The following is a 19,031-nucleotide window of genomic DNA, read 5'->3' as shown; positions in this document are numbered from 1 at the left end:
AGCTACAAGCAGATTGCCGCTTTGTCCTAACTTGCAGCTTGCAGCTTGCAGCTCGCAGCTACAAACGGAGTGAGACCATGCAGCAAGATTCCCATACCCACGGCATCGACATGTCTGCCCTGGGCCGCAACAAGCAGAGCCTGCGCCTGGCCGAAGAAACCGTGGCCATCGAAGTGCCGGGCCTGAGCCTGTTCTACGGCGACAAGCAGGCGTTGTTCGACGTCAGCATGAACATCCCCAAGCAACGCGTGACCGCCTTCATCGGCCCGTCCGGCTGCGGCAAGTCGACCCTGCTGCGCACCTTCAACCGCATGAACGACTTGGTAGACGGCTGCCGCGTGGAAGGCGCCATCAACCTGTACGGCAACAACATCTACCGCAAGGGCGAAGACGTGGCCGAGCTGCGCCGCCGTGTGGGCATGGTGTTCCAGAAGCCCAACCCGTTCCCCAAGACCATCTACGAGAACGTCGTCTACGGCCTGCGTATCCAGGGCATCAACAAGAAGCGTGTGCTCGACGAAGCCGTCGAGTGGGCGCTGAAGGGCGCAGCCCTGTGGGACGAGGTCAAGGACCGCCTGCATGAGTCGGCCCTGGGCCTGTCCGGTGGCCAGCAACAGCGTCTGGTCATCGCCCGCACCATCGCCGTGGAGCCGGAAGTGCTGCTGCTCGACGAACCGTGCTCGGCGCTGGACCCGATTTCGACCCTGAAGGTCGAAGAGCTGATCTACGAATTGAAATCCAAGTACACCATCGTCATCGTGACCCACAACATGCAGCAGGCGGCCCGTGTTTCGGACTACACCGCGTTCATGTACATGGGCAAACTGGTTGAATTCGGGGATACCGACACCCTGTTCACCAACCCGGCGAAGAAGCAGACCGAAGACTACATCACCGGTCGCTACGGCTAGCAGCCACGCGGCCCCTGTGGGAGCGGGCGTGCCCGCGAAGCAGGCGCCGCGGTGTGTGGCACCGGCTTCGCCGGTGTTCGCGGGCACGCCCGCTCCCACAGGGAATGACACGAACTACTTGAAGCTTGCAGCTTCTTCGCGGAGCGAACGATGATCAACAAAGAAAGCCTTACCCATCACATTTCCCAGCAGTTCAACGCCGAGCTCGAAGAGGTGCGCAGCCACCTGCTGGCCATGGGCGGGCTGGTGGAAAAGCAGGTCAACGACGCGGTCACCGCGCTGATCGAAGCCGACTCGGGCCTGGCCCAGCAAGTGCGCGAGGTTGACGAGCAGATCAACCAGATGGAGCGCAACATCGACGAGGAGTGCCTGCGTATCCTCGCCCGCCGCCAGCCGGCCGCCTCCGACCTGCGCCTGATCATCAGCATCTCCAAGTCGGTGATCGACCTGGAGCGCATTGGTGACGAGTCAACCAAGATCGCCCGTCGCGCCATCCAGCTGTGCGAAGAAGGTGAATCGCCGCGTGGCTACGTTGAGGTTCGTCACATCGGTGACCAGGTGCGCAACATGGTCCGTGATGCGCTGGACGCCTTTGCCCGCTTCGACGCCGACCTGGCGTTGTCGGTGGCCCAGTACGACAAAACCATCGACCGTGAATACAAGACTGCGCTGCGCGAGCTGGTGACCTACATGATGGAAGACCCGCGCTCTATTTCGCGGGTGCTGAGCGTGATCTGGGTCCTGCGCTCGCTGGAGCGTATTGGCGACCATGCGCGCAACATCTCCGAGCTGGTGATCTACCTGGTGCGCGGCACCGACGTACGTCACATGGGCCTCAAGCGCATGACAGCAGAAGTGCAGGGTACCGCTGTCGCTGATGGCGAAAAGGCTAATGTTTCGGGCGAATCTGACGATAAGTAAGGTTGCTCCCGAGCATCGACGCCCGGCCTTGGCCGGGCGTTTTCGTTTGCGGTCGAGCGCCTGCAGGCACCCGCGAACGATGTGAAGAAGTCCCGGCGTGACCAGGTTGTAGCAAATGGCCATTATTTGGCAGTAGGCTAGTCGGGGTTCAGAAGGAGTATCGATGAGTAAAGTGAATGTGCTGGTCGTGGATGACGCGCCGTTTATCCGTGACCTGGTCCGCAAATGCCTGCGCAGTGCCTTCCCGGGCATGGCCATCGACGACGCGGTAAACGGTCGCAAGGCCATGGCCATGCTGGACAAGGAAGCGTTCGACCTGGTCCTGTGCGACTGGGAAATGCCGGAAATGTCTGGCCTGGAACTGCTTACCTGGTGCCGCCAGCAGCCTGCGCTGAAAAACCTGCAGTTCATCATGGTGACCAGCCGTGGCGACAAGGAAAACGTCATTCAGGCGATCCAGGCGGGTGTTTCCGATTTTGTCGGCAAGCCGTTCACCAACGAGCAACTGCTGACCAAGGTAAAAAAGGCCCTGACCAAGATCGGCAAGCTCGACAGCCTGATGGCCAGCGGCCCGGCGCGGGTGAATTCGGCGTTTGCCAATGACTCGCTGAGTGCCCTGACAGGGGGCAAACCAGAAGCCGCCAAGGTGGCGGCCCCCGCACCGGCCCCGGCGGCCACCAAGCCATTGGCAGCAGCCCCCACGCCACCCGCCCCTGCACCGACCGGGCGTGGCCAGGGCCAGTTGCGACTGGCCAGCGGCATGCAGCCCTGTGTGATCAAGGCACTGAGCTTGAAGGAGGCCTTGCTGGTGGTACGCCGCAGCGAAGCGCTGCCGCAGGTGCTGGAAGGTGCGGTGCTGGACCTGGAGCAGGGTGAGAGCGCCGAAGTCGCGCGTTTGAACGGCTACCTGCATGCTGTCGCGGCATTGGAGCCCAAGCCCGACAGCGACTGGCTGCAGTTGACCTTCAAGTTCGTCGATCAGGATGCCCAGAAGCTCGATTACCTGTCGCGCTTGATTGCCCGCGGCACAGCGCAGAAGCATTTCACCCCTGGTGCTTGACGCCTAAGCAGGGGCAGCACAGTGCTGCTCCTGCGCCATCCGACCAACTGCAATACCTGCCGCAAAACCCGCTGCTAGGCTTCGAGACATCAAAACTGTCAAAAAGCCACTATCATGCCCACGCGCCTGCTGCTGTTCTGTGCATTGCTCATGGTCTCGGCGTCGAGCCTGGGTGTGACCCTCTACAAGATCACTGACGATTCCGGTGTGGTCTCCTATTCCGACCGGCCAGGCCCGGGCGCCAAGCCCTTGGTGCTGCGCGAGCCCATGGTCGAGACGCTGGAGGGCCAGGTGCTGTTGAACGCCAGGACCTTCGACGGTGGCGTGAGCTTTTCGGCGCGCAACGAGCTGCATGTACCCGTGGAGGTCGAGTTGCGACTGGACAATCTGGTGAACGCGCAAGGTGGCGATGCTCCGCGCATCGTGCGCCGCTTGCTGCCGCCGCAGACCACGCAAATGCTCAGTGTGCTCCGGGGGCGTCCCGGGCTGCTGCTGAACTACCGCTCGACCCTGCTGCAGGCCATGGGTGACCCGGGCATGCGGCCACAGGGCTTCCGTTACGCATTCCCCTGGATTGGCGGGCCGTTCCGTGTCACTCAAGGGCCCAACGGGCGTGTCAGCCACTTTGGGCCAAAGGGGCGCTATGCCATGGACATCGCCATGCCTGAAGGCACCACCATCATTGCGGCGCGCGAAGGCGTGGTGGTGAAGACGGAAAACACCCAGAGCGGGCGGGGGACCAACCCTTCAGGGAATTTCGTCAGGATCCTGCACCCGGACGGCACCATGGGCGTGTACTTGCACCTGATGCGCGGTTCGGTGGTGGTGGCGGAGGGGCAGCGGGTACGGCAGGGGCAGATGCTGGCCAAGTCAGGGAATACTGGCAACAGCACCGGGCCGCACCTGCATTTCGTGGTGCAGCGCAATGTGGGGCTGGCGCTGGAGTCGATACCTTACCGGTTCGACAGGCCGATCAGCGGGTTACCGGACTTCACTGCCGGCAACCCCTGACCGATATAGCCATCAGTCCAGCTTCAGCACCTTGGCCAGCACGATCTTGGGCCCTTTCATCTTCTTGATGATGATGCGCAGCCCCTCGACCTCAAGCACTTCCTCTTCTTCAGGCACGCGCTTGAGCGTTTCGTAGACCAGCCCGGCCAGGGTCTCTGCCTCGATGTGGTCGAGGTCGACCCCCAGCAGGCGCTCGACCTTGAACAGCGGCGTGTCGCCGCGCACCAGCAGTTTGCCTGGCTGGTAAGCGAGGATGCCGCGCTCGGTCTTGCGGTGCTCGTCCTGGATATCGCCTACCAGCACTTCCAGCACGTCTTCCATGGTCAGGTAGCCGATAACCTTGCCGTCGGCTTCCTCCACCAACACGAAGTGCGCGCCGCCCTTGCGGAACTGCTCCAGCAACTGGGCCAGCGGCATGTGCCGCGATACGCGCTCCAGGGGGCGGGCAAGGTTTTCCAGGTCGATGGTTTCGGGCAAGTGCTCCAGCTCGGCCAGCTCCAGCAGCAGGTCCTTGATGTGCAGCAGGCCGGTGAACTCTTCGCGCTCGGCGTCGTACACCGGATAGCGGCTGAACTTGTGGCGGCGTACCAGGGCCAGGATCTGCTTCAACGGCGCATGGGCGTCGATGCTGACCATGTCCTCACGCGAGTTGGCCCAGTCGACCACCTCCAGTTCGCCCATTTCCACGGCCGACGCCAATACGCGCATACCCTGGTCGCTTGGGTCCTGACCACGGCTGGAGTGCAAAATCAGCTTCAGCTCTTCACGGCTGTAGTGGTGCTCGTGGTGCGGGCCAGGCTCGCCTTGACCGGCAATACGCAAAATGGTGTTGGCGCTGGCATTGAGCAGGTAGATGGCCGGGTACATCGCCCAGTAGAACAGGTACAGCGGCACGGCGGTCCACAGCGACAGCAGCTCCGGCTTGCGGATAGCCCAGGACTTGGGCGCCAGCTCGCCGACCACGATGTGCAGGTACGAGATGACGAAGAAGGCGACGAAGAACGAGACGCCTTTGATCAGCTCGGGCGAGTCGACCCCGAAGTACGCCAGCAGCGGCTCAAGCAGGTGGGCAAACGCCGGTTCACCGACCCAGCCCAGGCCCAGCGAGGCGAGGGTAATGCCCAACTGGCAGGCCGACAGGTAGGCGTCGAGCTGATTGTGAACCTTGCGCAGGATACTGCCGCGCCAGCCATGCTGCTCGGCGATGGCCTCGACGCGGGTGGCGCGCAGCTTGACCATGGCGAACTCGGCGGCAACGAAGAAGCCGTTGAGCAGCACCAGCAGGAAGGCAAAGATGATCATGCCGAAATCGGCGAATAACGAGGTGAGGCTGATACCAGGGGAAGGGTCCATGATGGAGTTTTTACGGGGTCCGTCTTAGAGATAGAGAGAAAAAAAGTGCCAGCTTTTGCTGGCACAGGGGATCCAATGTAGCGGCTGGAGCCGTAAAAGCAAAGGGTGGCTGATGTATTGCGGTCGCTGTAGGAGCGGGCGCGCCCGCGAAGGGCTGCACCGCAGCCCCAATCTCAAACCTTGCCGTTGGCCAATTGTGCCGGTGCAAAGTGACAGGTAAAGGTGCTGCCATGCCCCGGCAAACTGCTGATTTCCAGCTTGCCGCGATGGCGCATCAGCACATGCTTCACAATCGCCAGCCCCAGCCCGGTGCCGCCGGTATTCGACGCGCGGCTGGAGTCCACCCGATAGAAGCGTTCGGTCAGGCGGGGCAAGTGCTTCGCGTCAATGCCCACCCCCGAGTCTTGCACCGACAAATGCGCACCTTGGGCATCGACCCACCAGCGGATGCGGATGTTGCCTTCGTCCTGGGTGTACTTGACGGCGTTGAACACCAGGTTGGAAAAGGCGCTGCGCAGCTCCGACTCGCTGCCCTTCAGCTTCACGCCGGGCGCAGCTTCCAGGCTGATGCGCTGGTTGCGTGGCCCGGACAGGGCCTGGGCATCATTCTTGATGGCGGCGAGCAGGGCATCGACGGCCACTGGCTGGTTGTCCGACGGGTAATCGGTGGCTTCCAGCTTGGCCAGCAGCAGCAGGTCGTTGAGCAGCGATTGCATGCGTGAGCCTTGCTGGCTCATCTGCTGCAGGGCGCGGCTCCAGCGCGGGTTCACGTCCTCGACGTTGTCCAGCAAGGTTTCCAGGTAGCCGGTGATAACCGTCAGCGGCGTGCGCAGCTCGTGCGACACGTTGGCGACGAAGTCCTTGCGCATCTGTTCCAGCTGGTGAATGCGGGTGACATCGCGTACCAGCATCAGGTGTTCGTTGTTGCCGTAGCGGGTGATGTGCAGTTGCACGCGCATGCGGTCGTTGATGGGCGAGGGGATTTCCAGCGGTTCGAGGTAATTCTCCGCTTCGAAGTATTCCTTGAAGCGCGGGTGACGCACCAGGTTGGTGACCTGCTGGCCGCCGTCCTGTGGGGTTTTGAAGCCCAGCAGGGTCTCGGCGGCGCGGTTCCACCACTCCAGGTTACCGTCGCTGTCGAGCATGATCACGGCGTCACGTAGCGCGGCGGTGGACTCCTGCACCCGGTCGATCACGGCCTGCAGGCGGCCACGCACACGCTGGTCGCGGCGTTGCAGGTGGTAGATGCTGTCGAACACCTCGCCCCAAAGGCCGTAGCCATCGGGCGGTGCCTCATCGGGTTGGTGGTTGCGCAGCCAGTCGTGCAGGCGCAGCAGTTGCTTGAGGGTCCAGCCCAGGTAGATTGCCAGGCCAATGGCCAGGCTCCAGCCATAGTAGCCGCTGACCAGCCCGCCGATCAGGCAGACGGTAATCAGCAACAGCAGATGACGAATCAGGGTCGCGTGCCAGTTCTGGTTCAATTGACGGTCCTTGTACAACAACGTGCAGCGTGGCGCTTTTAAACCCGATCAGCTCTTGGTCGAGAAGCGGTAGCCAGTGCCCCGGACGGTTTGTACCAGATTTTCATAGGCTTCACCCAGCGCCTTGCGCAGGCGACGGATGTGCACGTCGACCGTGCGTTCCTCGACATAGACGTTGCCGCCCCATACCTGGTCCAGCAGTTGGCCACGGGTGTAGGCACGCTCCTGGTGGGTCATGAAGAACTGCAGCAGGCGGTATTCGGTCGGGCCCATCTCGGCTGGCTTGCCGTCGATGGTGACGCGGTGGCTGATCGGGTCAAGCAGCAGGCCGCCAACTTCGATCGGCGCCTCGCCGTCGCTCGGGCCGGTACGGCGCAACACGGCTTTCAGGCGGGCCACCAGCTCACGCGGCGAGAACGGCTTGGTGATGTAATCGTCGGCACCCACTTCCAGGCCCTGGATCTTGTTGTCCTCTTCACCCTTGGCGGTAAGCATGATGATCGGGATGTCGCCGGTCAGCTCGTCGCGCTTGAGGCGGCGGGCCAACTCGATGCCGGAGGTGCCCGGCAGCATCCAGTCGAGCAGGATCAGGTCCGGTTTGCGGTCGACGATGATCGCGTGGGCCTGTTGGGAGTTTTCCGCTTCCAGGCAGTCATAGCCGGCCATTTCCAGGGCAACGGCGATCATCTCGCGAATGGGCGCTTCGTCGTCGACGATCAGAATGTTCCTGCCAACCATGCTCAAAACCTCTCCTGGATTCGGTGTCTTGGCCCGCATTAGATAACGGAATTATTGCAGCTGTGTGACAGGGTGTTGGCCGTTATGGCGACATTCCGTGACTGGACTAGGCTTCAAAGGGCCGCTGTGGCGGTTACCCGAACTTACCTCCCCCCGAAACAATGGTGAATCCAATGACACGACAAACGCTGAGCTGGATGGCCCTTTTCGCTGCGCTGGCGCTCCCGGGGGTGGCGTCGGCCCACCATGCCATGGAGAAGGACGGCATGTGGGTCGATCATGCCGGCATGACCCTGTACACCTTTGACAAGGATGCGGGTGGTAAGTCGATGTGCAATGGTGAGTGCGCCACCAACTGGCCGCCGTTGATGGTCAAGAAAGAAGACGAAGCGCCCAAGGACAAATGGACCCATGTAACCCGTGACGACGGTTCGATGCAGTGGGCCTACGACGGCAAGCCGCTGTATACCTTCATCAAGGACAAGAAAGCCGGTGACATGACCGGTGATGGCGTGAAGGACGTCTGGCACGTCGCCAAGCCTTGAGATTGCCGGGGCCGCTGCGCGGCCCATCGCAGGCAAGCCAGCTCCCACAGGTCATGTGCAAGCCTCAAGGGCAGCGCTGTACCTGTGGGAGCTGGCTTGCCTGCGATTGGGCCATCAGCTTTAACGCAACGTGTAATCCAGCACTACGCCAATGAACACCAGCAACCCCGCCCAGTGGTTGTGCAGAAACGCCTTGAAGCACGACTCCCGGTCCAGCTTGCGCGTCGACCAGTACTCCCACGCAAAGCACGCAGCAGCCCCCAGCAGCCCCAGGTGGAACCAGCCCCCCAGGTCGAAGCGGCTACCCGCCAGCAACAGGCAGCCCAGCGACAGCAGCTGCAAGGTCAGGATGATGGTGCGATCGGCGTCGCCAAACAGGATCGCAGTCGACTTCACGCCAATTTTCAGGTCGTCATCGCGGTCCACCATGGCGTAGTAGGTGTCATAACCCACCGTCCACAGCAGGTTGGCGATATACAGCAGCCACGCGCTGGCCGGCAGTTCGCCCCCCGCTGCCGTGAACGCCATGGGGATGCCCCAGGAGTACGCCGCCCCCAGCACCACCTGCGGGTAATAGGTGTAGCGCTTCATGAACGGGTAGCAGAACGCCAGCGCCACCGCGCCGAACGACAGCCATACCGTGCGGCTGTTGGTGCACAGCACCAGCAGGAAGCTGACCCCGACCAGGATGGCGAACAGCGCCAGCGCTTCGCGTGGCCTTACTCGGCCACTGGCCAGAGGCCGGTCGGCAGTGCGCTTGACGTGGCCATCCACCTTACGGTCGGCGAAATCGTTGATGCAGCAGCCCGCAGCGCGCATCAGCACCACGCCGAGGCCGAAGATCAGCACATTGGCCACGGTAGGTGAACCGTTGCCGGCAATCCACACCGCCGACAGGGTTGGCCACAGCAGCAGGTAGATACCGATCGGCCGGTCCATGCGGCTGAGCTGGACGAAGTCCCAGGCTCGCGGGTGCAGGCGGTTCAGCGACTTGAGCAGTTGCAGGTACATCAGCGGTTTTCCTCCTTGGCCGCTTGCCACAATGCTGGCAGGAACACTTCTGCCACCAGCAGGTCCAGTCCGCCCCGTTCGAAGCGCGAGCGGCGGCCCCACAGTGCTGCGCGGGTGGCTTCGGTCGGCAGCCAGGCCTGTGGATAACTGCACACTTCAATCGGGTGGCGGATGAACGCCTGGTCGCAGAACAGCAATTCGCCCAGCGAGCGGCTGCCCAGGGTTTCCAGGTCCAGCCCGCCGCGCTCCAGGGCGCTGCGGCTGGCGACGCTGCGGGCGAACACCCAAGGTTGGCCATGGCCACGCAGGTACACCTCGCGCACCCAGCCTTCGGCACCAGCGGCAATGCCCAGCGCCTGGCATTCGTCATCGCGCAGTGGCTGCCAGCCCTCGAACAGCGGGGTGACGGAGAAGTGATCGTCGGAGAGGCGGGTCAGGCGGCGAGTCAGTGAGCCCTCGTCGAACAGCCAGTCAAGGGTGGGCTGGTCGATGCCGGTCGCCAGCTGTGAATACGGCAGCCACGCGACAGCGGCTGCTTGCGGGGATTCGTACGACACGTCGGTCTGCTTGTTACAACCAGAGAGGCGGCGAGCTTAGCATGATTGCCCTGACTGCTTGCATAATGCATGGAAGCAGGGCCAAAGACCGGCCCGATAAAGCCTGAGTTCCACCAAGGAAAAGACCTGATGAAAAAGTGGCAATGTATTGTCTGTGGCCTGATCTACGACGAAGCCGAAGGCTGGCCCGACGACGGCATCGCCCCCGGCACCCGTTGGGAAGATGTGCCTGAAGACTGGCTGTGCCCTGACTGCGGGGTTGGCAAAAGCGACTTTGAAATGATCTCCATCGGCTAATCGAGGAAAGCACGACATGACGTCCCCTGTGGTAATCATCGGTACCGGCCTTGCGGGTTACAACCTGGCGCGTGAATTTCGCAAGCTCGATACGCAGACGCCGTTGCTGCTGATCACCGCCGACGATGGTCGTTCCTACTCCAAGCCCATGCTCTCCATGGGCTTTGCCAAGCAGAAAGAGGCCGACGGCCTGGTCATGGCCGAGCCAGGCGCAATGGCCGAACAGCTGAATGCCGAGATCCGCACCCATACCCGTATCAGCGGCATCGACCCAGGCCACAAGCGCCTGTGGATCGGCGAAGAGGCCGTGGAGTACCGCGATCTGGTGCTGGCCTGGGGCGCGCAGACCGTGCAGGTGCCGATCGAAGGCGACGGCAGCCATCTGGTGTTCCCGATCAACGACCTCGAAGACTACGCGCGCTTCCGTGCTGCCGCTGTCGGCAAGCAGCGCGTGCTGATTCTCGGTGCCGGCCTGATCGGCTGCGAGTTTGCCAACGACATGAGCCTGGGTGGCTTCCAGGTGGAGGTCGTGGCGCCATGTGAGCAAGTGATGCCAACCCTGTTGCACCCGGCCGCAGCGGCGGCCGTGCAAACCGGGCTGGAAGGCTTGGGCGTGCGCTTCCACCTGGGCCCGGTGCTGACCCGCTTGCAGCAGGTGGCCCAAGGCCTGGAGGCGCACCTGTCGGATGGCAGCGTGATCGCCTGCGACCTGGTGGTTTCGGCCATCGGCCTTCGCCCGCGCACCGACCTGGCTGCCGCAGCCGGCTTGCAGACCAACCGTGGCGTCAGCGTAGACCGCGAATTACGTACATCCCACGCCAACATCTTCGCCCTCGGCGACTGTGCCGAGGTCGATGGCATCAACCTGCTCTACGTGATGCCACTGATGAGCTGTGCCCGGGCGCTGGCGCAAACCCTTGCCGGCAAGCCGACGGCGGTCGCCTATGGGCCGATGCCGATCACGGTAAAAACCCCGGCCTGCCCGCTGGTGGTTTCGCCGCCGCCCATGGGCCACGAAGGTACTTGGCAGGTGGACGGTCAGGGCAGTGACCTCAAGGTGCTCTGCCACGGCGCAGACGGCAACTTGCTGGGCTACGCCCTGACCGGGAAAGCCGTGATGGAGAAGCTGGCGCTGAATCGTCAGTTGCCAGCCATAATGGCGTAAATAGAGGCTGTTCTGTCGGATTTATCCTGTTGTTGCCCGCACAATGGCCGCCCAGATACTGGCGCGGCCCCGGAGCTCGTGCCATTCTCACTTCCGTCTGCCGCAGATTAGAGCCTGCGGTGCCTTGAGCGCTGCTCCCAAAGGCAGCACGGCATAACAACAAGAATTCCGTCAAAGAGGCTTCACTATGCGCAAACCAGAACTCGCCGCCGTCATCGCCGATAAGGCCGATCTGACCAAGGAAAAGGCCAATCAGGTTTTGAACGCGATTCTCGACAGCATCACCGGCGCCCTGGACAAGGACACCGTGACCCTGGTCGGTTTCGGCACCTTCGAAAAACGTCATCGCGGCGCGCGTACCGGCAAGAACCCGCAAACCGGCGAGCCGGTCAAGATCAAAGCCAGCAACACCGTGGCCTTCAAGCCAGGCAAGAACCTGCGCGACAGCGTCAACGCCCCCGTCAAGCCAGCCAAGAAAGGCAAGTGATCGCTCCCTGACAACCCCCGTGTCAGCCAAACGGGCGCCCCAGGGCGCCCGTTGTGCTTTCTGCAGGCAAAATGTTTCGAACTTGCATAATTAGTTCAGGAAAGGGATAAACTGCGCGCCTTAGTCACTTTTCATTCGAGGCGCGTTGATGAAGTTTCGCTTTCTTCTCTGGGCCATGGGGCTGTTGATGGCCAGGGCCAGCCGCAATAACCCGGCGTTCCAGCAGCAGCTCAAGGGCAAGGACCTGGTGTTCCAGATGCAGACCCTGGACGGCAAGGTCGCCCGGCACTTCATCGTCAATAACGAGCGCATCAGCAGTAAGGGCGGGGCGCACGCACAGCCAGCTTTCGCCATTGCGTTCAAGGACGCAGCCTTTGGCTTCGCCACGATGCAAGCGGGCAACAAGCAATTGGCGTTCATGCAGGGGATTCAGGACAAGCACATCCAGATCAAGGGCAATCCGGCGCTGGTGATGTGGTTCCAGGGGTTGATGAAGTACCTGAAGCCGAAGAAGAAAGGCTGAGCCTCAACTGGGCTGCCAATACTTACCTGTGGGAGCGGGCTTGTCGAGGCGTCGAACCGCCGCGAACACCGGCGAAGCCGGTGCCATGCACCGCAGCGCTTGTTTCGCGGGCAAGCCCGCTCCCACAGGGTTCCTGACAAGCCTCAGTGCGGTGCGTGAAACTGCGAAGCCAGTTCGCGCAACATGTTCTCGGCCTCGAGTACCTTGTTCACCACATCCTCCGCCTTGTCCCGGGTAATCCCCAGGCGCTCCAGCAACGCGTCCGGGATCTCCTCCATCGGCCCCGAACCAATGCCTCGCGAGCGCAGCAAACGGGTGGCCAGGCACACCAGGTTGGGGAATGCCGAGTACTCGCCGTCGTAGGCCGGGTCGTGCTGGAAACGCAGCGCGGTCGACAGCTCTTCCGGCATGTCCCACAGCTTCATCAGCCAGGCGCCGATTTGTTCGCGGCTGATGCCCAGCAGGTGCTGCTCCACGTAGGTGTGGCTCAGGTGCGGGTTTACCTCCAGGTGGCGGCAAATCAGCGAAAAGTGCGGTGGGAACACGTGTGCCAGCAGCAGGTAGCCGAAGTTGTGCAGCAGCCCGGCCAGGTAGGTAAGCCCGGCCTCGGGGCGTTCTGCCCTCGGCATGGCACGGGTCAGGCCTTCGATGATTGCAGCGGTGTAGATCGACTGCTGCCAGTACGGTGTGGCCTGCTGCGGGTGGTCTTTAGGCAGGCTCAGGGTCTTGCCCAGCGCCAGGCCCAGGGCCAGGTTGATCACCAGGTCGAAGCCCAGCACGCGCACGATGGCATCTTCCACCGAGCGGATCTTGCCGGGTGAGGCGTAGTACGGCGATGCCGCCCAGCTCACCACTTGGGCCGCCAGCGCCGGGTCGGTTTCGACCACGCCGGTGATGTCATCGATGCTGGCGTTGGGGTCTACCCGCAGCTTGATGATCTTTTGCGCGGTATCGGCCAGCGGTGGGATCTCGATGGTTTCTTCCAGGCGCTTCTGGATGCGTCGGGCCGTGAAGGCCTGCACGGCATTGGTGATTTCCCGGGTGTCGTCATCGGGGCGGTCGAGGTTTGGGCTGATGGCCTCGACTTCCTGGCCGAAGCTGCTGGCGCTGGCTTTGGCCAGCATGCGCTTGAAGTGCGCGCGTTCGATTTCCAGCAGCAGGCCGGTTTCGCCCGACTGGATATAGACGGTTTCGGCGTCGAGCAGGCTCTTCTCGTACTGGCACGGTGAGCTGGTCAGCGCCGGAATGCCTGGCAGGGCCTTGAGCTGGTGTTTGTCGAGCATCTGCTTCAGGCGCGGCACCGACACGGCGGTGAGCTTGCGCCCGGTCAGTTCGGCCAGGCGGTTGAGGTCCAGCAGTTGGCTCTGCGGGAACAGCACCATGAGGGCGCCGACCTCGTCGTCGAGAAGCACTGCCTGCACCCGCGAAGCCGCAGGAAGGTGCGGGTGCTCGGTCACCTCGCGGTAGGCGACGCCGAGCTTGTCGAGCAGCCGCCTGATGACAGAGGGTGCGTGTGGGGTTGCGGTGTCCAGGGCAACTTCAGTCATGGTCCGTATCCACTGTTTCTTTTAAACGCGAAGTATAACCAGCCTGCGAGCAAATCTGGATCCATTCTGGTACTGGCGTCACACTTGGCCATATTGCTGGCCATGACGCAGCCAACGGTCGAGCAGCGGGCTGACGTGTTCCGGCCAGCGCGCGATCAGGGCCTGGGCGGCGTCGCGCACCGCTGGCAACAGGTCGGCGTCACGCATCAGGTCGGCGACCTTGAACTGTAGCAGGCCGGTCTGGCGGGTCCCCAGCATCTCGCCCGGGCCGCGCAGCTCTAGGTCCTTTTCGGCGATGATGAAGCCGTCGTTGGTCTCGCGCATGATCCCCAGGCGCTCGCGGCCGATCTGCGACAGTGGCGGGTGGTACAGCAGCACGCAATGGCTCACGGCACTGCCCCGGCCAACCCGGCCGCGCAGCTGGTGCAACTGGGCCAAGCCAAGGCGCTCGGGGTTCTCGATGATCATCAGGCTGGCGTTGGGCACGTCCACGCCTACCTCGATGACCGTGGTCGCAACCAGCAGCTGCAAATCACCGGCCTTGAACTGCGCCATGATCTCGGCTTTCTCCGCAGGCTTCATGCGACCGTGGATCAGGCCCACACGCAGTTCACCCAAGGCGCTGCCAAGTTCTTCATAGGTGCTTTCGGCTGCTTGGCAGGTCAGCTCTTCAGACTCTTCGATGAGGGTGCAAACCCAGTAAGCCTGACGGCCCTCGGCGCAGGCGGCGCGTACCCGTTCGACCACTTCGAAGCGGCGGCTATCGGCTACCAGCACGGTGTTCACCGGGGTACGCCCAGGCGGCAGCTCGTCGAGCACCGAGGTGTCCAGGTCGGCGTAGGCGCTCATGGCCAGGGTGCGCGGAATAGGCGTTGCGGTCATGATCAGCTGGTGCGGGCACAGCTCGCCGGCCACGCCCTTCTTGCGCAAGGCCAGGCGTTGCTGAACGCCAAATCGGTGCTGTTCGTCGATGATCGCCAGGGCCAGGTGCTTGAACTTCACCTCTTCCTGGAACAGCGCGTGGGTGCCGACCACCATCGGTGCGCCGTTGGCGATCTGCTCCAGGGAAGCTGCCCGAGCCTTGCCCTTGAGCTTGCCGGCCAGCCAGGCCACTTCGATGCCCAGTGGTTCGAGCCAGCGCTTGAAGGTGATGTAGTGCTGTTCGGCAAGGATCTCGGTGGGTGCCATCAAGGCCACCTGATAGCCGGCTTCCAACGCCTGCAACGCGGCCAGTGCGGCGACCACGGTCTTGCCTGCCCCCACATCGCCCTGCACCAGGCGCATCATCGGTTCGTGCTGGCTGAGGTCGTAGGCAATTTCGTTGGCCACCCGCTGCTGCGCGCCGGTCGGGTGGAAGCCCAGGTTGGCCAGGTACTGCGCTTGCAGGCGTTTGGCCTTGGGCAGGACCGGTGCGCGCAGGCTACGCAGGCTTTCACGCAGGCGTTGCTGCGACAGCTGGTGGGTCAGCAGTTCTTCGAAGGCCAGGCGGTGCTGGGCCCAGTGCTGGCCTTCGGCGAGCTCGTCGAGGTCGGCATCGGCCGGCGGGTTGTGCAGGTAGCGGATGGCATCGTCCAGCGGCGCCAGTTGGTAGTCCCGGGCCAGCTCGTCAGGCAGCCAGTCAGGCAGGCTGCGCGGGCCAAGCAGGCCCAGGCTCTGCTGGCACAACAGGCGCAGGCGTTGTTGGGTGAGGCCTTCGGTGGACGGGTAGATCGGTGTCAGGGTCTGCTCGACCGGTGGCGGCGGCTCGTCACCATTCAGCGCCCGGTATTCCGGGTGGTAGATCTCCAGGCCCGAGGCGCCGGGGCGGGCCTCGCCGTAGCAGCGCAGGTGGGTGCCACGTTTAAGGCCTTCTTTCTGCGCGTTGCTGAAATGGTAGAAGCGCAGGCTCAGCACACCTGTGCCGTCACCCAGGCGTACCACCAGGCTGCGGCGCTTGCCCATGGTCACATCGGCACCGCTGACCACACCCTCGATCACGGCATCCTGGCCGGGGCGCAACTGGCCAATCGGAACCACGCGGGTGCGGTCCTGATAGCGCAGGGGCAGGTGGAACAGCACATCCTGCAGGTTCTCCAGGCCGACCTTGGCGAGTTTTTCCGCCATGGCCTCGCCAACACCCTTGAGTACCGTGACCGGGACCTTCGACAGCTCACTCATGACTCAGGCCGGTTGGTCCGCAGGGGCTTTGGCGACCGAGCACAGGCGGATCGAATCAGCGAGGATTTCGATGGCCTTTGGCCGCGGGAAGCTGGCACGCCAGGCAATGGCGACGGTGCGGAACGGCGCCGGCGCTGTCAGCGGGCGGACCTCGATGATGCCAGGGGCGTAGTGGTGGCTGTGCACCGCCGACAGCGGCAGGATCGAAACGCCAAGGCCTGATGCCACCATATGGCGGATGGTTTCCAGCGAGCTGGACTCGACCGTAGTGTGCTTGGAGCCTTCACCACCTTTGTTCAGGGTCGGGCAGGCTTCCAGTACCTGGTCGCGGAAGCAGTGGCCCTCACCCAGCAGCAACAGGCTCTTGTCGTTGAGCATGGCGGTGTCGATGGTCTTTTTCGCCGTCCACGGGTGGTCGGCCGGCATCAGGGCGCAGAACGGCTCATCGTACAGCGGCAGGGTCAGCACGTCGGCTTCGTTGAATGGCAGGGCGATGATCACCGCGTCCAGTTCGCCATTGCGCAGCTTTTCGCGCAGTACGTGGGTGAAGTTTTCTTCGATGTACAGCGGCATCTGCGGCGCTACGCGGTGCAGTTGCGGAATCAGGTGCGGGAACAGGTAGGGGCCGACGGTATAGATGGCGCCAACCTTGAGCGGGGCAGTGAGCTGGTTCTTGCCGGCCTGGGCCAGTTCGCGAATGCCTTGGGCCTGCTCCAGTACCTTCTGCGCCTGGGCGACGATGCTTTCACCGACCGGGGTCAGGCGCACCGCGCTCTTGCTGCGTTCGAAGATCAGAACGCCAAGCTCATCCTCGAGCTTCTTCACACCGACCGACAGGGTCGGCTGGCTCACGTGGCAGCGTTCGGCGGCATGGCCGAAGTGCTGTTCCTGGGCGAGTGTGACGATGTAGCGTAATTCTGTGAGGGTCATAACGTGCGTCCATGAAGTTGCGGGCCCAGCATAGCGGCTGCAATCGATAGACGCACGTTATCAGACTTGCCGATTTGTGACAGAAACAAAAGTCTCAGCGGCGGTCCAGCGAGTAGACGAACGGTGCCACGACTTCAATCGTGCCATTGTTCAGCAACTCGGGTGGCGGCTTGGGTACCGTGCCGGCCCGACGGATCATTTCCAGGGTCGCCCGGTCCAGTGCGGCACTGCCCGAACCACCGGCCATGGCGTACGACACCACCTTGCCTTCGGCGTCGACCACGAAGCGCAAGCGGTTGATACCCTGCAGGCCGCGACGGCGCGCGTCTTCCGGGTAACGCTTGTACTTGGCCAGGTGACGCAGCAGGTCGCTCTGCCAGGTCGGCAGGGCGTTGCTGTTGGACGCAATGCTCGGCGCCGGTGCCGCGGACTTCTGCGGCGGCGTGTTGCTGGGCGGTGCGTCTACCGTTTGTTCGGTCGGCGGCGCTTCCTTCGGCGGCTCAGGCTTTTTCTCAGGCTTGGGCGGCTGTGGCTTGGCCTTCGGCTTGGGCGGCTTGGGAATGGCGATCTTGGGCTTGGGGGCCTCGGCCAGCTTCGGCAGCGGCGGTTCCTCGACCGGTGCCGGTGGCTGCGGTGCCGCTTTCGGGGGCGGTGGTGGCGCAGGCTCCGGCAATGGCGCCAGCTCGACCATCATGGCTGCCGGTGGCAGTTCGATGGCCTGGGGCACCGACCAGTTGAGCGTCAGCAGCACGGCGACCACGTGCACGCCCAGCACGATCGCCAGGCTGCCACCGTAGCGCGCCATGTTAGAGCGCGTTTTTGTCATTTCTTGGCTGCCGTCTCTAGACCTACCAGACCGACCTTGAGGTAGCCGGCCGCGCGCATGTTGTTCATCACTTCCATCAGGTCACCGTAATCCACGCCTTTGTCAGCCTGGAAGAAGATGGTGGTTTCCTTGTCACCCTTGGTCTTGGCGTCGAGCATCGGGCCAAGCTGGTCGGGTGCAGCAACCTGATCGTCGCCGACGTACAGCTTCTGGTCGGCCTTGACGCTGACGAACACCGGTTTCTCGGGCCTCGGCGCCGGTTTGGCGGTCGAGGCCGGCAGGTCGACCTTGATGTCGACCGTGGCCAAGGGGGCTGCGACCATGAAGATGATCAACAGCACCAGCATCACGTCGATGAACGGCGTAACGTTGATTTCGTGGTTTTCGGCGAGGTCGTCGCCACCTTCGTTGAGATGCAGGCCCATGGCTTACCCCACTTTCACCATGTGCGGGGCGGCGCGATCGCTGCCCTGGCGGTCCAAGTCACGGCTGACCAGCAGCAGTACCTGAGCGGAGGCGTCGGACACCTGGGCCTTGTAGCCAGCGATGGAGCGGGCGAAGACGTTGTAGATGACCACGGCCGGGATTGCTGCGACCAGGCCCAGGGCGGTGGCCAGCAAGGCTTCGGCGATACCTGGGGCAACCACGGCCAGGTTGGTGGTCTGGGTCTTGGCGATGCCGATGAAGCTGTTCATGATGCCCCATACGGTACCGAACAGGCCGACGAACGGCGCGGTGGAGCCGATGGTGGCCAGTACGCCGGTGCCGGTGCTCATGGTACGGCCGCTGGCATGCACGAGGCGCTCCAGGCGGAAGCTGACACGCTCCTTGATGCCTTCTTTTTCGCGGGCGTTGGCCGACAGGCGCATTTCTTCGAGGGCGTCGTGAACCAACGTGTGGGCCAGGGTGCCTTCTTTGTTGGAGACTTCGCTGGCTTCTTTCAGGGTGGTGGACTTCTTCAGCTGGGCGATCTCACCACGCAGGCGACGTTTGGCGCCCATCAGCTCGAAGCCTTTGGCGATCCAGATGGTCCAGGTGATGATGGAGGCGATAGCCAGGCCGATCATGACGATCTTCACCACGATGTCGGCGTTTTTGTACATGCCCCACGGGGACAGGTCGTGGGCCATGCCCAGGGACGTGTCTTCAACCAGTGCATCGGTAGCGGGATCAACCACTACCTGCGAATCTGCCGGGGCGGCAGCTTGTGCTTCGCCAGCGGGAGCCTGGCCTTCCACAGCCGGTGTCGCTGGAGTAGCCGGGGCGGAAGCAGCGGCTGGTGTAGCGGCATTGGCGGTTGGCTCATCGGCCATGGCCACCGGGGCCAGCACCAGGCTGAGTGTCAGCGCGGCGATGGCGCGCCAGGCGCGCGACGGGGTTGGCGAAGCGGAAGGTTGAGTGCGTGTCATGCTGGCCGGACCTGATGAAGAAAAAGTGGACGTTCTCCAAGGCCTCGAGATAGGCCGAGAACAAATTGGCCGCCATTATTGCAAGTAATTCTTGTTAACAAA

General features: G+C 63.0%; 20 protein-coding genes. 9 read left to right on the top strand and 11 right to left on the bottom strand.

Translation table 11 applies throughout. The features are described 5' to 3' along the window. The first annotated feature begins 77 nt into the window (after positions 1–77). From pstB to ACF8R4_RS03870, 4 genes are all read left to right on the top strand, one after another. On the top strand, positions 78–911 hold the full coding sequence (gene pstB, locus ACF8R4_RS03885) for a phosphate ABC transporter ATP-binding protein PstB (RefSeq protein WP_012274853.1): 834 nt from the start codon (positions 78–80) through the stop codon (positions 909–911). A gap of 150 nt (positions 912–1,061) precedes the next feature. Next, positions 1,062–1,832 (top strand): phosphate signaling complex protein PhoU, encoded by a 771-nt coding sequence (gene phoU, locus ACF8R4_RS03880; RefSeq protein WP_016712726.1) that lies wholly within the window; start codon positions 1,062–1,064, stop codon positions 1,830–1,832. A gap of 163 nt (positions 1,833–1,995) precedes the next feature. After that, complete coding sequence (locus ACF8R4_RS03875) at positions 1,996–2,892, top strand: response regulator (protein ID WP_060499689.1); 897 nt, start codon at positions 1,996–1,998, stop codon at positions 2,890–2,892. 114 nt (positions 2,893–3,006) lie between these two features. Next, complete coding sequence (locus ACF8R4_RS03870) at positions 3,007–3,903, top strand: peptidoglycan DD-metalloendopeptidase family protein (RefSeq protein WP_060499688.1); 897 nt, start codon at positions 3,007–3,009, stop codon at positions 3,901–3,903. Between the two features lie 12 nt (positions 3,904–3,915). Here the strand turns inward: ACF8R4_RS03870 and ACF8R4_RS03865 are convergent, their stop codons facing one another. The 3 genes from ACF8R4_RS03865 to phoB all read right to left on the bottom strand — a co-directional run bounded on the left by ACF8R4_RS03865 (position 3,916) and on the right by phoB (position 7,475). Next, positions 3,916–5,256, bottom strand: coding sequence for a hemolysin family protein (locus ACF8R4_RS03865; protein ID WP_156866877.1), 1,341 nt, complete (start codon positions 5,254–5,256; stop codon positions 3,916–3,918). A 173-nt stretch (positions 5,257–5,429) separates the two neighbouring features. Further along, positions 5,430–6,737, bottom strand: coding sequence for a phosphate regulon sensor histidine kinase PhoR (gene phoR / locus ACF8R4_RS03860; RefSeq protein ID WP_392491718.1), 1,308 nt, complete (start codon positions 6,735–6,737; stop codon positions 5,430–5,432). Between the two features lie 48 nt (positions 6,738–6,785). Then, positions 6,786–7,475, bottom strand: a complete 690-nt coding sequence (gene phoB, locus ACF8R4_RS03855; RefSeq protein ID WP_060499685.1) for a phosphate regulon transcriptional regulator PhoB — start codon at positions 7,473–7,475, stop codon at positions 6,786–6,788. A 173-nt stretch (positions 7,476–7,648) separates the two neighbouring features. Between phoB and ACF8R4_RS03850 the strand changes: the two genes are divergently transcribed. Further along, positions 7,649–8,020 (top strand): hypothetical protein, encoded by a 372-nt coding sequence (locus ACF8R4_RS03850; protein WP_060499684.1) that lies wholly within the window; start codon positions 7,649–7,651, stop codon positions 8,018–8,020. 120 nt (positions 8,021–8,140) lie between these two features. Here ACF8R4_RS03850 and ubiA read toward each other — a convergent pair whose 3' ends face one another. Both ubiA and ACF8R4_RS03840 read right to left on the bottom strand, forming a co-directional pair. Next, on the bottom strand, positions 8,141–9,031 hold the full coding sequence (ubiA, locus tag ACF8R4_RS03845) for a 4-hydroxybenzoate octaprenyltransferase (RefSeq protein WP_060499683.1): 891 nt from the start codon (positions 9,029–9,031) through the stop codon (positions 8,141–8,143). Further along, entirely contained in the window at positions 9,031–9,588 is a 558-nt protein-coding gene (locus ACF8R4_RS03840) for a chorismate lyase (protein ID WP_200928907.1), read from the bottom strand. Before ACF8R4_RS03840 ends, ubiA begins: the two co-directional genes overlap by 1 nt. 129 nt (positions 9,589–9,717) lie before the next feature. Here ACF8R4_RS03840 and ACF8R4_RS03835 point away from each other — a divergent pair, with 129 nt between their 5' ends. The 4 genes from ACF8R4_RS03835 to ACF8R4_RS03820 all read left to right on the top strand — a co-directional run bounded on the left by ACF8R4_RS03835 (position 9,718) and on the right by ACF8R4_RS03820 (position 12,060). Then, complete coding sequence (locus tag ACF8R4_RS03835; protein ID WP_003253349.1) at positions 9,718–9,885, top strand: rubredoxin; 168 nt, start codon at positions 9,718–9,720, stop codon at positions 9,883–9,885. Positions 9,886–9,901: 16 nt separating this feature from the next. Continuing rightward, on the top strand, positions 9,902–11,050 hold the full coding sequence (locus ACF8R4_RS03830; protein ID WP_060499681.1) for an NAD(P)/FAD-dependent oxidoreductase: 1,149 nt from the start codon (positions 9,902–9,904) through the stop codon (positions 11,048–11,050). Between the two features lie 187 nt (positions 11,051–11,237). Then, positions 11,238–11,537, top strand: a complete 300-nt coding sequence (locus ACF8R4_RS03825) for an HU family DNA-binding protein (RefSeq protein WP_016712717.1) — start codon at positions 11,238–11,240, stop codon at positions 11,535–11,537. A 148-nt stretch (positions 11,538–11,685) separates the two neighbouring features. Then, positions 11,686–12,060, top strand: coding sequence for an SCP2 sterol-binding domain-containing protein (locus ACF8R4_RS03820; RefSeq protein ID WP_104833737.1), 375 nt, complete (start codon positions 11,686–11,688; stop codon positions 12,058–12,060). A 143-nt stretch (positions 12,061–12,203) separates the two neighbouring features. Here ACF8R4_RS03820 and ACF8R4_RS03815 read toward each other — a convergent pair whose 3' ends face one another. The 6 genes from ACF8R4_RS03815 to exbB form a co-directional block, all read right to left on the bottom strand. Further along, a complete protein-coding gene (locus tag ACF8R4_RS03815) occupies positions 12,204–13,607 on the bottom strand; it encodes an aminoacyl-tRNA deacylase and HDOD domain-containing protein (protein ID WP_060499679.1) in 1,404 nt (467 codons plus the stop codon). Positions 13,608–13,685: 78 nt separating this feature from the next. Continuing rightward, the gene (gene recG / locus ACF8R4_RS03810) at positions 13,686–15,764 is read right to left on the bottom strand and encodes an ATP-dependent DNA helicase RecG (RefSeq protein ID WP_060499678.1); all 2,079 of its coding nucleotides are present in this window, start codon (positions 15,762–15,764) and stop codon (positions 13,686–13,688) included. Between the two features lie 3 nt (positions 15,765–15,767). After that, positions 15,768–16,694: a hydrogen peroxide-inducible genes activator gene (locus ACF8R4_RS03805; RefSeq protein WP_200928906.1), complete on the bottom strand. Its 927-nt coding sequence runs from the start codon at positions 16,692–16,694 to the stop codon at positions 15,768–15,770. A 94-nt stretch (positions 16,695–16,788) separates the two neighbouring features. Then, positions 16,789–17,520 carry an energy transducer TonB gene (locus tag ACF8R4_RS03800; protein ID WP_060499677.1) on the bottom strand — a complete coding sequence of 244 codons (732 nt, stop codon included), beginning with the start codon at positions 17,518–17,520 and terminating at the stop codon, positions 16,789–16,791. Continuing rightward, positions 17,517–17,945, bottom strand: a complete 429-nt coding sequence (gene exbD, locus ACF8R4_RS03795) for a TonB system transport protein ExbD (RefSeq protein WP_003253367.1) — start codon at positions 17,943–17,945, stop codon at positions 17,517–17,519. The genes ACF8R4_RS03800 and exbD overlap by 4 nt, the downstream gene beginning before the upstream one ends. 3 nt (positions 17,946–17,948) lie before the next feature. Then, on the bottom strand, positions 17,949–18,929 hold the full coding sequence (gene exbB, locus ACF8R4_RS03790) for a tonB-system energizer ExbB (protein WP_392491711.1): 981 nt from the start codon (positions 18,927–18,929) through the stop codon (positions 17,949–17,951). Between the last annotated feature and the right edge of the window lie 102 nt (positions 18,930–19,031).

The sequence above is a fragment of the Pseudomonas sp. FYR_2 genome, from assembly GCF_043106425.1.
Lineage (GTDB): Bacteria > Pseudomonadota > Gammaproteobacteria > Pseudomonadales > Pseudomonadaceae > Aquipseudomonas > Aquipseudomonas monteilii.
Note: the sequence above shows the minus strand (reverse complement) of the source record. Positions and strands in the feature narration are given on the sequence as shown.